Source organism: Pseudomonas neustonica, from assembly GCF_003797945.1.
GTDB classification, from domain to species: Bacteria; Pseudomonadota; Gammaproteobacteria; order Pseudomonadales; family Pseudomonadaceae; genus Halopseudomonas; species Halopseudomonas neustonica.
Genome location: NZ_RKKU01000001.1, coordinates 119,663 through 133,169 on the forward strand (window position 1 = coordinate 119,663; position 13,507 = coordinate 133,169).

12 protein-coding genes are annotated in these 13,507 nt (G+C 57.3%); 11 read left to right on the top strand and 1 reads right to left on the bottom strand.

Annotation, left to right across the window (positions count from 1 at the left end; genetic code table 11):
* Nucleotides 1-129: 129 nt before the first annotated feature.
* Nucleotides 130-672, top strand: coding sequence for an oligoribonuclease (gene orn, locus EF096_RS00475; protein WP_123887643.1), 543 nt, complete (start codon nt 130-132; stop codon nt 670-672).
* Between the two features lie 51 nt (nt 673-723).
* Here the strand turns inward: orn and queG are convergent, their stop codons facing one another.
* The gene (queG, locus tag EF096_RS00480; protein WP_123887644.1) at nt 724-1,782 is read right to left on the bottom strand and encodes a tRNA epoxyqueuosine(34) reductase QueG; all 1,059 of its coding nucleotides are present in this window, start codon (nt 1,780-1,782) and stop codon (nt 724-726) included.
* A 78-nt stretch (nt 1,783-1,860) separates the two neighbouring features.
* Between queG and EF096_RS00485 the strand changes: the two genes are divergently transcribed.
* From EF096_RS00485 to EF096_RS00530, 10 genes are all read left to right on the top strand, one after another.
* Nucleotides 1,861-3,351 (top strand): NAD(P)H-hydrate dehydratase, encoded by a 1,491-nt coding sequence (locus tag EF096_RS00485; protein ID WP_123887645.1) that lies wholly within the window; start codon nt 1,861-1,863, stop codon nt 3,349-3,351.
* Nucleotides 3,351-3,833: a tRNA (adenosine(37)-N6)-threonylcarbamoyltransferase complex ATPase subunit type 1 TsaE gene (tsaE, locus tag EF096_RS00490; protein ID WP_123887646.1), complete on the top strand. Its 483-nt coding sequence runs from the start codon at nt 3,351-3,353 to the stop codon at nt 3,831-3,833. Before EF096_RS00485 ends, tsaE begins: the two co-directional genes overlap by 1 nt.
* Nucleotide 3,834: 1 nt before the next feature.
* A complete protein-coding gene (locus EF096_RS00495; RefSeq protein ID WP_218565688.1) occupies nt 3,835-5,247 on the top strand; it encodes an N-acetylmuramoyl-L-alanine amidase in 1,413 nt (470 codons plus the stop codon).
* Between the two features lies 1 nt (nt 5,248).
* The gene (gene mutL, locus EF096_RS00500; protein ID WP_123887648.1) at nt 5,249-7,120 is read left to right on the top strand and encodes a DNA mismatch repair endonuclease MutL; all 1,872 of its coding nucleotides are present in this window, start codon (nt 5,249-5,251) and stop codon (nt 7,118-7,120) included.
* A gap of 61 nt (nt 7,121-7,181) precedes the next feature.
* The gene (gene miaA / locus EF096_RS00505) at nt 7,182-8,120 is read left to right on the top strand and encodes a tRNA (adenosine(37)-N6)-dimethylallyltransferase MiaA (RefSeq protein ID WP_218565687.1); all 939 of its coding nucleotides are present in this window, start codon (nt 7,182-7,184) and stop codon (nt 8,118-8,120) included.
* Nucleotides 8,121-8,251: 131 nt separating this feature from the next.
* Entirely contained in the window at nt 8,252-8,509 is a 258-nt protein-coding gene (gene hfq / locus EF096_RS00510) for an RNA chaperone Hfq (protein WP_123887649.1), read from the top strand.
* 17 nt (nt 8,510-8,526) lie between these two features.
* On the top strand, nt 8,527-9,828 hold the full coding sequence (gene hflX / locus EF096_RS00515) for a ribosome rescue GTPase HflX (RefSeq protein WP_123887650.1): 1,302 nt from the start codon (nt 8,527-8,529) through the stop codon (nt 9,826-9,828).
* A 114-nt stretch (nt 9,829-9,942) separates the two neighbouring features.
* Nucleotides 9,943-11,127 carry an FtsH protease activity modulator HflK gene (gene hflK, locus EF096_RS00520; protein WP_123887651.1) on the top strand — a complete coding sequence of 395 codons (1,185 nt, stop codon included), beginning with the start codon at nt 9,943-9,945 and terminating at the stop codon, nt 11,125-11,127.
* Nucleotides 11,127-12,002, top strand: coding sequence for a protease modulator HflC (gene hflC / locus EF096_RS00525; protein WP_123887652.1), 876 nt, complete (start codon nt 11,127-11,129; stop codon nt 12,000-12,002). The genes hflK and hflC overlap by 1 nt, the downstream gene beginning before the upstream one ends.
* Nucleotides 12,003-12,281: 279 nt before the next feature.
* Entirely contained in the window at nt 12,282-13,472 is a 1,191-nt protein-coding gene (locus tag EF096_RS00530) for an ATP phosphoribosyltransferase regulatory subunit (protein ID WP_123887653.1), read from the top strand.
* The last annotated feature ends 35 nt before the right edge of the window (nt 13,473-13,507 follow it).

Genomic DNA, 13,507 nt, shown 5'->3' on the forward strand with positions numbered 1-13,507 from the left:
GTAGTCGGTATCTGAAGAAACAGCCGCAGTGTAGCACGCGGCGGTTATACTAGCGGCAGTTGATCCAGCGCATGTGTTTTAGTCACGCTGGTTCTGATTTTTTTCCATCAGGCAGGCACAGGAGTCAGCATGCAGAGCCCCGATAATCTTATCTGGATTGACCTGGAAATGACCGGGCTGGACCCGGACAACGACGTCATCATCGAGATCGCCACCATAGTGACCGACTCCAATCTCAATGTGCTGGCCGAGGGGCCGTCCATTGTGGTCAAGCAGCCTGATGCGATGCTCGATGGTATGGATGAATGGAATACTCGCCAGCATGGCCAATCAGGCCTGACTCAGCGTGTACGTGACAGTCAGATCAGTATTGCCGAGGCTGAGCGCCAGACGCTGACCTTTCTTAAAGAGTGGGTGCCGGCCGGTCGTTCACCCATGTGTGGCAACAGCATCTGCCAGGATCGGCGCTTTTTGTACCGCGGCATGCGCGAACTGGAGGAGTTTTTCCACTATCGCAATCTGGATGTGTCGACCCTGAAGGAGTTGGCTGCACGCTGGGCGCCGGAAGTGAAGAAGGGCGTCAAGAAGCAGGGTAGCCATCTGGCAATGGATGATATTCGTGACTCTATTGCCGAGCTGCAGCATTACCGCGAGCATTTCATCAAGTTCTAGCCGTTTTCGGCGTTAGCGCGTCTACAGGAAGAGGGCTTTCGCTTGCGCGGTCTATGCGCCGTGTTGCGCCAACGCCCACTCCACATGCTCGCGCACCAGCTCTGAGGGGTGCGCGCGGCGTGCTTTTAGCGCCTCGATGACAGGGATGCTGGTGGTGGCGTTGCCCAGTCCTACGGCCAGGTTGCGCAGCCAGCGTTCATGGCCGATGCGGCGAATCGGTGAGCCCTCGGTATTGGCCAGAAAGGTAGGTTCGTCCCAACTGAACAGCTCGGCGAGGCTGGCTTGGTCGAGCCGGTGACGCGGGCTGAAGTCACTTTCGGTGGTTGGCTTGGCAAAGCGGTTCCACGGGCAGACCAGTTGGCAGTCGTCGCAGCCGAAAACACGGTTGCCCATGGGCTGGCGCAGGTCTTCCGGGATCGCGCCTTTCAGTTCTATGGTCAGATAGGATATGCAGCGCCGCGCATCCAGTATCTTGTCGCCGACAAAGGCTTGTGTTGGGCAGCGTTCCAGGCAGGCGGTACAGCTGCCGCAGTGTTCTTGCTCATAAGGCTTATCCACCGGCAGTGGCAGGTCGGTGTAGAGCTCGCCGAGAAAGAAGTAGCTGCCAGCCTTGCGATTGATCAGCATGCTGTTCTTGCCGACCCAGCCGAGTCCAGCGGCATTGGCCAATGCGCGCTCCATCACTGGAGCGCTGTCGACGAAAGCGCGGTAGCCAAAGGGGCCGATCAATGCCTGAATGGCATCGGCCAGTTTCTGCAGGCGGCGGCGGATCAGCTTGTGATAGTCACGCCCCAGGGCGTAGCGGGAAACATAGGCTGCATCGGGTTGACTCAGGCGCTGGGCCATTGCGCTGTCGCCGGGTAAATAGTCCATTCGAACCGAAATGACGCGCTCAGTGCCAGGTACTAGCTCGGCGGGCCGCGTTCGCTTGCTGCCATGACTGGACATCCATTCCATTTCACCGTGGTAGCCCGCTTCCAGCCATTGTCCCAGCCATTGTTCATGCTGACCGATATCAGGCGCACTGATGCCCAGCTGCTGGAAGCCGAGTTGGCTCGCTAGACTGCGGATCTGCTCTGCGAGGGCTTGATAGTCGGTTGCTTCAGGCATGGCATTGTTCGTTGTGTTTAGGTGTAAGGCGGCGGTTCTCGTATAATTGTGCCAGACATCATTGCTGGGAGCCCATTTATGCCGCATGTTTTGCCCGACAAGGTCTATACCGCAGCTCAGGTTAGAGAGCTTGATGCGCTGCTGATTGCGGCTGGCACGCCGGGTATCGCTTTGATGCAGTCTGCGGCCGAAGCATTGTGGTTGGCCATTAGTTGTCGCTGGCCAGATGATCGGCGTATGACAGTGCTCTGTGGTGGTGGCAATAATGCCGGAGATGGTTACTTGCTGGCGCTGCAGGCTTGTCTGGCTGGCTGGGAAGTTCAGGTGCTGGCGGTGGCTGACCCGACCACGCTGCAGGGTGATGCGGCCACCGCGTTCAGGCGCGCTCGCGAGCAGGGCGTCAGTGTGGGGTCTTGGCGTGATGGGGTTGAGTTGTCGGGGGTGGTGGTCGATGCCCTGCTCGGAACAGGCTTGCGCGGCGAGGTTCGTGCTCAATACAGGTCTGCGATTGACGCTATTAACGCGGCGCAGGGTCCCGTCGTCGCAGTTGATATTCCCAGTGGGCTCGATGCGGATCGCGGCGTGACGCTTGGTTGCGCGGTAACTGCGCAGCTGACGGTTACCTTTATCGGGCTGAAGCTAGGGCTATTGACCGCTAACGGCCCCGATTATGTTGGTGAGCTGGTGTTTGCTCCGCTGGCTGACAGCTCCCCTCAAGCACCGGCTGCGGCTTATGAGCGTCTTAGTATGCAAGGCTGGGCTGGAACCTTGCCGCCGCGCAAGAAGGCTGCTCACAAAGGGAGCTTCGGCCATCTGGTGGTTATTGGGGGCGGCCGAGGTATGGGCGGTGCGGTCATGCTGGCGGCCGAGGCAGCGCTGCACAGCGGAGCAGGAAAAATCAGTGTAGTTACCCGCAGTGAGCATGTTGCCCCCTTGTTGGCGCGCTGTCCGGAGTTGATGGTGCATGGCATGGATGACGCTGCTCAGTTAGAGGCTTTATTGGCTCAGGCGGATGCAGTGGTCATTGGCCCCGGCCTGGGTCGCGATGCATGGGCGCGTTTGTTATTGGAGGCTGTGATGGCGTGGCAAGGCCCCCGCGTGCTGGATGCCGACGCGCTGAACCTGCTGAGCGAGGAAAAGACGTTACCCAGCCTGGGGCGGGATACGATCATCTCGCCGCACCCGGCGGAAGCCGCTCGGCTATTATCGCTGTCCACCACCGAGGTGCAGTCTGATCGGCCTGATGCGTTGCGTGAAATGCTGGCCAGGCTGGGGTGCGCGGTTATTCTCAAGGGGGCCGGAAGTCTGGTCGACAGCGACGATCTAGAGCCACCTTCGGTGTGTAGTGATGGCAATCCGGGTATGGCGGTAGGGGGCATGGGCGACGTGCTTTCCGGCTTGCTCGGTGCTTTGCTGGCCCAGCGTGTTCCTGCCGCCCGTGCTGCGCGTTATGCTGTGCTGGTGCACGCCTTGGCCGGTGACGCCGCGGCAGCTAAAGGCGAGGTGGGTATGCGTGCGACGGACATGTTTGCCGTCATCAGAAAATGCCTGAATCAACAGGAAGGGTAATGAGCTACGTAGTAGAGGTTGAAGGCGAAGCTGCGATGCACCAGCTGGGTGGTGATCTTGCTCGGGCACTTGTTGGCCATGGAGTGGTCTACCTCGAAGGTAATCTGGGTATGGGCAAAACCACACTCAGTCGCGGTATGATCCGCGGGCTGGGGCATGAAGGCGCGGTGAAGAGCCCGACTTTTACTCTGGTTGAGCCCTACGAGTTAGCTGGCGCCACGGTCTACCACTTTGATCTTTATCGTCTTGCCGATCCGGAGGAGCTCGAGTTTCTGGGTGTGCGCGATTATTTTTCCGCTGACAGTCTCTGTCTCGTGGAGTGGCCGGAAAAAGGCGCAGGTGTTTTGCCAAGACCCGACCTGACGATTACCATTAGTATTGAAGGTGAGGGTAGACGCCTTCTGCTGGCTGGCCAGACCGAACACGGTCGCGCCAGTTGCCAACGATTGCAACAAAAACGGAGTATGGCCGAGCGTGACTAGCATGACCGGGGGGAAATGCCAGATGCTGCTGCGTTGTTGCGCTGTCAGTTTATTGTGCCTTGTTACCGAGCTGGCCTTTGCGGCCGATATTCAGAGCGTTCGCCTGTGGCGTGCGCCAGATAACACGCGCTTGGTTTTTGATCTCAGTGGTCCGGCGGAGCACACGCTCTTTACGCTCTCAAACCCTGAACGCATCGTTATTGATATCAGTAATGCAAATTTCAACGCCGACACCTCAGCCCTTGCGTTGGCTAACACGCCCCTGACCGGGATGCGCTCTGCGCCGCGCAATGGTAAGGACCTGCGGGTGGTACTGGATCTGTCTTCGCAGGTTAATCCCAAGAGTTTTGTCCTGCCGCCCAACCAGCAGTATGGCAACCGCCTGGTCATTGACCTGTTTGATCAGGATGCCAGGCCGACTGCTGTTGCACCACCGCAAGCTCCTCAGGCTTCACCTCTGCCGCAGACGCCAACGCGCTCTGCGTCGGAAGCGGGTGAGCGCGATATTATTGTGGCGATTGATGCTGGCCACGGCGGCGAAGACCCGGGCGCCATTGGTTATGGTGGTGCACGTGAGAAGGAGGTGGTGCTAGCCATCGCCCGCGATCTCAAAGGCATGATTGATGCTGAACCGGGGTTTAGGGCTGAGTTGGTGAGGACGGGAGACTATTTTATTCCGTTGCGCAGACGTACCGAGATAGCCCGTCAGCATAACGCTGATCTGTTTATTTCCATTCACGCCGACGCCTTCACCCGTGCCAGCGCGAACGGTGCCTCCGTGTTCGCACTCTCGGATCGTGGTGCTACGTCCGAGACCGCTCGACTCTTGGCCGACCGAGAAAACCGCTCTGACTTGATCGGTGGTGTGGGCGGTGTCAGCCTTGATAACAAGGACCAGGTGCTTGCCAGTGTCTTGCTCGACCTGTCCATGACGGCGACGTTGTCGGCGAGTCTGGATGTGGGGCAGCAAGTGCTTTCGTCCGTAGGCCGGGTTAACTCGCTACACAAATCGCGGGTCGAGCAGGCTGGCTTTATGGTGCTTAAATCACCGGATATCCCATCTATCCTGGTTGAAACCGGTTTCATTTCCAATCCGGGTGAGGCGCGCAAGCTGGTTACGCGTAGCCATCAGCAGGCATTGGCACGCTCAATTCATTCTGGCGTAAAGAGTTTCTTTCATCGTAACCCGCCGCCCGGCACCCGTATTGCCGCACTCAAAGCCGGTGGCAAGCTTGCTCAGGGGCCTCGTGAGCATGTCGTGCGTCGTGGCGATAGCCTGTCCATGATTGCCAGTCTGTATCAGGTATCACTCAGCGGTCTGCGTAACGCCAATAATCTTTCCGACGACAATATACGAGTAGGGCAGGTACTTAAGGTGCCCGCCAGCAGCTTGCTCGTACAGAATCAAAACTGATATGACCCGAATTCAATTATTAAGCCCGCGACTGGCTAACCAGATCGCGGCGGGCGAGGTTGTGGAGCGTCCAGCCTCGGTCATCAAGGAATTGCTGGAGAATAGTCTGGATGCCGGTGCCAAGCGTATCGACATCGATATCGAGCAGGCTGGGGTCAAGCTGCTGCGGGTGCGTGACGATGGCAGCGGGATTGCTCAGGATGACTTGCCTCTTGCCCTGTCCCGCCATGCAACCAGCAAAATTCGTGATCTGGATGACCTGGAGCGAGTTGCCACTCTGGGCTTTCGGGGTGAGGCCTTGGCCTCGGTTAGTTCGGTCTCGCGGCTGACGCTAACCTCCTGTCCTGCGGGTAGCGATCAAGCCTGGCAGGTCGAGACCGAAGGGCGCGATATGGCGCCAAGCCTGCAGCCGGCTGCGCACCCGCAAGGCACCACCGTCGAGGTGCGTGATCTGTTTTTCAACACGCCAGCCCGGCGCAAGTTTCTGCGTACCGAGAAAACCGAATTCTCGCACCTTGAAGAGGTCGTCAAGCGCCTGGCGTTGTCACGTTTTGATGTGGCGTTTAGCCTCCGGCATAACGGCCGCAGTGTGTTCAGTTTACGGCCTGCGCATACCGAGCAAGAGGCGCGGCGACGCGTGGCTACCGTCTGCGGGCCGGCCTTCGTTGAGCAGTCGCGCTCTATCGATAACGAGCGCGCTGGGCTGCGGCTTTGGGGCTGGGTTGGGCTGCCTACCTTTTCTCGCAGTCAGGCGGATTTGCAATATTTCTTTGTCAACGGACGCATGATCAAGGACAAGCTGGTCGCGCATGCTGTGCGTCAGGCCTATCGTGACGTGCTATTCAATGGCCGTCATCCCACCTTTGTGCTGTTTATGGAGCTTGATCCCGGGGTGGTCGACGTCAACGTTCATCCGACCAAGCACGAAGTGCGTTTCCGTGATGGCCGCATGGTCCACGATTTTTTGTTTAGTACGCTGTATCGCGCACTGGCAGATCAGCGGCCCGGTGACGAGCCTGAGCAGGCAGATGCGTCATCCTCTGTCTCAGGGTTGACGTCACCGCCGGCTGCGCCTGCGACGAGCGGGCTGGACGCGGGCGTGTTTTCCGGGCAGCAATATATGTCGCTGAATGAGCCCTCTGCCGGCTGGCAGGCTGACAAGGGGGCAGTGCAGGGCGTTGGTTATGCCGCGCCTGCGCCGCCGCCCGCTGGCGCTGTTGCCGCCTACGCCAGCTTATATGGCGCTCAGCCGGGCGGCGAAAAAATGCCGGAACAAGCAGAGGGCGATATTCCGCCTCTGGGGTATGCCGTTGCTCAGCTGCATGGGGTTTATATTCTGGCGGAAAACAGTGCCGGTATGGTGGTAGTTGATATGCACGCCGCGCACGAACGTATCACTTATGAACGGCTCAAGCTGGCGATGGATCAGGAAGGTCTGCGTAGTCAGCCGCTGCTGGTGCCTGAAAGTCTGGCCGTCAGTCAGCGTGAAGCGGATTGTGCAGAAGAGCACGCAGACTGGTTTACCCGTCTGGGCATGTCGCTGCAGCGCGTGGGGCCGGAGTCGCTGGCGATTCGCGAAGTGCCGGCGCTGCTGCGGCAGGCACATGCAGAGCAGCTGGTGCGTGATGTTCTGAGTGATCTCCTGGAGTACGGCACCAGTGATCGTATTCAGGCACATTTGAACGAGTTGCTGGGCACTATGGCCTGTCATGGCTCAGTGCGGGCTAATCGGCGTCTGACGCTGGCCGAAATGAATGGGTTGCTGCGTGATATGGAGCAGACCGAGCGCAGCGGTCAGTGCAACCATGGGCGTCCCACCTGGACCCAAATGAGTATGGTGGAGCTGGATAAACTCTTCCTGCGCGGTCGGTGAAAAAAGTTGATGAGAGGAGGGCTCTGTGGCGTCCGCTAAGTTGCCGCCGGTCATGTGTCTGATGGGGCCTACGGCTTCTGGCAAGACCGAGTTGGCCATGCATTTGTATGACCATTTCCCCTGTGAGCTGGTAAGTGTGGATTCGGTATTGGTTTATCGTGGCATGGATATCGGCTCGGCTAAGCCCGATGCGCAGACCCTTGAGCGTTATCCACACCACCTGATCAATATTCTTGACCCTGCAGAAGCCTATTCAGCGGCCCGTTTTCGTGATGAGGTCACGCCGTTGCTGGCCGATATCACCTCACGTGGTCGTATCCCTTTGCTGGTTGGCGGCACCATGCTGTATTTCAAGGCGCTCGCCGGCGGCTTGGCGCAAATGCCGTCGGCTGATGCCGAGGTGCGAGCGCGGATTGCAGCGATGGCGCAGTCCGGTGGCTGGGAGTCTGTACACGCCGAGCTGGCGCGGGTTGACCCGGTGGCCGCAGAGCGCATACACCCGAATGACCCGCAGCGGATACAGCGTGCCTATGAGGTGTTTCTGCTAACTGGTATTACACTGTCACAAATGCATGCGGGCCAAGCAGCAGAAAAAGGCGGTGGTGACCGGTCGAACACGGCGGTTTTGCCTTATACTATGCACTATATGGCCGTTGCTCCGCAGGATCGATCTGTGCTGCACGAGCGAATTGCCGAACGTTTTGTCTTGATGATGAAACAAGGGCTGATTCCCGAGGTCGAATCTTTGCGAAATCGGGGAGACCTGAATTCCTCCATGCCGTCTATCAGAGCCGTTGGTTACCGACAGGTCTGGGACTTTCTGGATGGCAAGCTGGACGAAGCAGAGATGGTTGAACGGGGCATTATTGCGACGCGGCAATTGGCTAAGCGTCAGTTCACCTGGCTGCGTGGCTGGCACGCTGAAATCGATTGGCTTGATAGTTTGGATCCGAAAAGATTCGAGCTGGCCTTGAAAGCACTGAAAGAGGCCGCAATATAGAGTTCATCGGTGCTGATGCCCTGGATTTTGCAGTTAACTTGCCTGCTCGTCTTTTGGATAATGGACAAGCCGGCCAAATCGCATTATTACAATGCTTACAATTATTCGGTTTCCATTAAAGGAGTGAGGCAATGTCAAAAGGGCATTCACTACAAGACCCTTACCTGAACGTTCTGCGCAAGGAACGTGTCCCGGTATCCATCTATCTCGTTAACGGCATCAAGTTGCAGGGCCAGATCGAGTCATTCGACCAGTTTGTTATTCTGTTGAAAAATACAGTTAGCCAAATGGTGTATAAGCACGCGATCTCTACTGTTGTCCCCGGTCGTCCGGTACGTTTGCCGGTTGCTGCCGGTGGTGACGAAGAGGCTGAGGCCAGCAATCCCTGATGCTACAGGAGTTCTGATTGTTTTTTGAGCGGCATGAAGGGGGTGAACGAGCCGTTCTCGTTCACCTCGAAGGCCTGGATGACCAGCGCCGTGAAGACCCGCAGGAATTTTTAGAGCTGGTGCGTTCAGCCGGCGCTGAAAATGCGGCATTTATGACTATCCCTCGGCATCAACCGACACCCCGTTTCCTGATAGGTAGCGGCAAGGTGGAAGAGTTGCGGGCGCTGGTCAAGGCCAACGAAGGTGACGTGGTCATCTTCAATCATACCCTGACACCAAGTCAGGAGCGCAATCTTGAGCGTGAGCTGGAGTGTCGAGTAATCGACCGTACCGGCCTGATTCTGGATATTTTTGCGCAGCGCGCACGAACCCACGAAGGCAAGTTGCAGGTTGAGCTGGCACAGCTCGATCACCTAAGCACGCGTCTGGTTCGGGGTTGGACTCACCTTGAGCGTCAGAAAGGGGGTATCGGCCTGCGTGGTCCTGGTGAAACCCAGCTTGAGACGGATCGTCGTCTGTTACGGGTGCGTATCAAGCAGATTACCAAGCGGCTGGAGAAGGTGCGCAGCCAGCGCGACCAGGCGCGCCGCGCCAGGCGTCGGGCGGAAATTCCGGTGGTATCACTGGTTGGTTACACCAACGCGGGTAAATCGACGCTGTTCAATAAGCTCACCACGTCTGATGTTTATGCGGCGGATCAGTTGTTCGCGACGCTTGATCCTACGCTGCGGCGCGTTGAGTTGCCGGATATCGGGCCGGTCATTCTGGCTGATACCGTAGGCTTCATTCGCCATCTTCCGCACAAGCTGGTGGAGGCGTTCAGGGCCACGCTGGAGGAGTCCGCGCAGGCTGATCTGTTGATGCATGTCATTGATGCTGCAGATGACGATCGGCAGGAGAATATTCAGCAAGTGCATTCTGTGCTGGGTGAGATCGGCGCGATCGAGCTGCCCATGCTGGAGGTGTACAACAAAATCGATCTGATTGATGGTTTTGAGCCACAGTTGCAGCGCGATGAAGGCGGCAATATTGTCAGGGTCTGGATTTCAGCGCAGAAAGGGCTGGGGCTGGATCTGCTTGAGCAGGCGATTGCTGAACGTTTGGGTAACGATTTGGTGCAGGAGCGTGTCGTACTTGAGCATGCCGAAGCGCGATTGCGTGCCCAGTTCTACGCGGCGGGTGCGGTGCTCGGTGAGCAGACAGCAGACGATGGTCGTCAGCAGCTAGATCTGCGTCTGCAGCGTAGCGACTTCAATCGCTTGCTCAAACGTGAGGGTTGGTTACCAGAAGCATTTCTTCAGCAACATACTTTGCAATGAAAGCTTCCAGCTATGGTTCGCGCATGGCTGCTGGTTTACGGTAGGATTGCATCCTGATCTGGTTGTCCTTTAGGCAGCTGGAGCTTCGAACGGTTACAGACAACGGAGAACGCTATGGCCTGGAATGAGCCTGGTGGCGGAAATAATTCAAACGACCAGGATCCCTGGGGTAGCGGCGGCGGCAAGCGCGGCGGCAAGCAAGGTCCGCCGGATCTTGACGATGCGCTGCGCAAGTTGCAGGACAGCCTGAATAGTCTTTTCGGCTCCAGCAAGCGAGGCAGCGGCGGTAATGGTGGCGATCGCATTGGCGGTGGTGGCGGTATTCCCAAGGGGCTTTGGGCTATTGCTGGGCTGGTTGTGCTGGGCGTCTGGCTGTTTAACGCCGTATATATGGTCGATGAGCAGGAACAGGCGGTCATTCTGCGTTTCGGCGAATATGATCGTACGGTAGGTTCGGGTCTACACCTTTACTTCCCGCCCGTTGAACGCAAGTTTCAGCGCAACGTGACCCAGGTTCGCTCCTATCGACAGCAGGGGCAGATGCTGACTGAAGACGAGAATATCGTTGAGGTCCCGGTTGCCATTCAGTACCGCATCTCCAATCTGGAGAACTTCGTACTAATGGTTGAAGATCCTGAGACCAGCTTGCGTCATGCGACCGAAAGCGCGGTTCGTCACGTAGTGGGTTCTACGCCGATGCACCAGGTGCTGACCGAAGGGCGTGAGCAAATGGCGGTGGAAGTCACCGAGCGTTTGCAGCGTTACCTGGACAGTTACAACACCGGTATCGCGGTGACTCAGGTCAATATCGAAAATGCTCAGGCGCCAGCTGAGGTGCAGGACGCGTTTGATGACGTGATTCGCGCCAAAGAAGACGAGGTTCGCGAGCGCAATCAGGCAGAGGCTTACGCCAATGGCGTGATTCCTGAGGCGCGAGGCAAGGCTCAGCGGATGCTGGAAGAGGCCAATGGTTATCACGATGAAGTGATTGCCCGTGCAGAGGGTGAGGCTAAGCGCTTTGATCTGCTGGTTGAGCAATACCGCATCGCGCCGGAGGTACTGCGTGAGCGCATGTATCTCGATACGATGCAGGATGTGATGAGTAATAGCAGCAAGATTCTGGTTTCTGGCGGGGAGGGTAATAATAATCTGCTTTATCTGCCCTTGGATAAGCTGATGCAGCAATCGTCTGCTACTAGCTCCGCGTCTGGCGCTAGCGCGCCGACGATGAGCCAGAATGACTCGTCTCGTTCCAATTCTTCACAGCAGCGCGATCTGCGTTCCAGGGAGTCCCGCTGATGAGTAATAAATCCTTACTTGGCATCATTGTGCTGTTGGCTGCGCTGATTGTTGGTTGGAACAGCTTCTTTGTGGTGAATCAGACTGAGCGCGCCATAGTGCTGCAGTTTGGGCGAGTGGTAGACAGTGATGTGGCGCCCGGCCTGCACTTCAAGTTGCCCTTTGTGCAGGAAGCGCACCAATTTGATGGTCGCCTGTTGACGCTCGATACAGCTACCCAGCGTTATCTGACGCTGGAGAAGAAAGCGCTGATGGTGGATTCTTACGCCAAGTGGCGCATTGCCGATGTGCAGCGTTTTTACACGGCAACTTCTGGGTTGCGGGCGATTGCGGAAGAGCGCCTGTCCCGACAGCTCGAATCAGGTTTGCGTAACGAAGTCGCGCGCCGCACCTTGCATGAGGTGGTGTCCGGTGAGCGTGATCAGCTGATGGCCGATATTACTGCGACATTGGATGAGAGTGCGCGTCGTGAATTGGGCATCGAAGTGGTTGATGTGCGGGTTAAGGCGATTGATTTGCCTAACGAAGTTAACCGCAGCGTATTTGACCGCATGAGCACCGAGCGTGAGCGTGAGGCGCGCGAGCATCGCGCCAAAGGTCGGGAGCTGGGTGAAGGTATTCGTGCTGATGCTGACCGTCAGAAACGGGTAATCATTGCCGAAGCCTTCCGTGAATCGGAGAAAATACGCGGTGATGGTGATGCCAAGGCGGCAAAGATCTATGCCGAAGCCTACACCAAAGATCCTGAGTTCTACGCGTTTTCTCGCAGTCTGCAAGCCTATCGCGAAAGCTTTGCCAGCAAGTCTGATGTGCTGGTGCTTGATCCCGAAAGTGATTTCTTCAAGTACCTGCAAGGTAAGTCTCGCCAGCCCTGAGGCGAGACTTAAGCAAAGGGGCGTCCACTGAGTGGATCGCCCCTTTTTTCTTGTCTGGATGGTGAGGTTGGGCAAGTAAAGCCACGGGTGTCGTGACTATAAAACGTGTTACACTTGCGCAGCCGGGAATTCCCGGCTTTTTTGTGACCGGCCTATTCTGTTTGGTGCTGCCGATCGTCTATGCGAACGGCGGCTTTTATATCGCTGGTCACGGGGCTTGAGCTACAGACTCAAGTCAGACCGCAAGCCTAGTTCACTGTGTATGAAAAGGTTGTCAAAATGCCGACTGTAGATCGCTGGCTGTTGCCGGATGGTATTGACGAGGTGCTGCCCGCGGAGGCCGCCCGTATCGAAGCTGCCCGCCGACAGTTGCTTGATCTGTTCTCCTGCTGGGGTTATGACCTGGTCATTACACCGCACATCGAATATCTGGAATCCCTGTTGACCGGTGCCGGTCACGACCTCGAACTGCAAACCTTCAAGATGACCGACCAGCTGTCCGGTCGGATGCTTGGGCTGCGTGCCGATATTACACCGCAGGTTGCGCGCATTGACGCGCATACCCTGGGCGCAGAAGGTCCGTCGCGCCTGTGTTATTGCGGTAGCGTGCTACATACCTTGCCGCGGCCGTTATCGACCGCGCGTAGCCTGATTCAACTGGGTGCAGAGCTGTATGGTGATGCCTCCAGCACCAGCGATATAGAAGTGATTTCGCTGATGCTGGAAACTCTTTCCAGTTGTCAGGTAGAAGGAGTGCATCTGGATATCGGTCATGTCGGTATCTATCGCGGCCTGGTTCAGGCCGCAGGTGTTGGCGAGGCTACCGAGCGTGCCTTGTTTGATGCGCTGCAACGCAAGGCGGTAGATGAGGTTAATCAGCTGGCTGCGGGTATTGAGCAGTCTTCGCTGGCGGCCATGCTTTGCAGCCTGGTTGAGTTGTCCGGTGGTGTTGAGGTGCTGGATCGTGCGCACGCTCTGCTGGATGGTGCGCCGGAGTCGGTCATGGCTGCGCTGGATGATCTGGCTGAAATTGCCCAGGTATTGGCGCGTCGTTACCCGCATATTCCACTGTACTTCGACCTGGGTGAGTTGCGTGGCTATCATTACCACACGGGTGTGGTGTTTGCCGCGTTTGTGCCGGGTGTTGGCCAGAGTGTCGCCCAGGGTGGTCGTTACGACGATATCGGCAGCGATTTTGGGCGCGCGCGCCCGGCTACTGGTTTTTCTACCGATCTGCGTTGCCTGGTGCAGCGCGGCAGTATCGGGCTGGCTCAAAAAGGCTCGGCCATCTGGGCTCCTCACAGTAACGAAGCTGGGCTGCATGACAAGATCGCAGTGCTCCGTCAGCAGGGTGAGCGAGTGATAGTGGCGCTGCCGGGCCAATCAAGTATCGAAGCGGCTGATTATGGCTGTGATCGCGTGCTCGCCTTTCAGGTGGGTTCGTGGTCAGTAACTGAATTGAATTCGTGATTCCCTGGCCGCAAGGCCAATTAATTTCTAGCGAG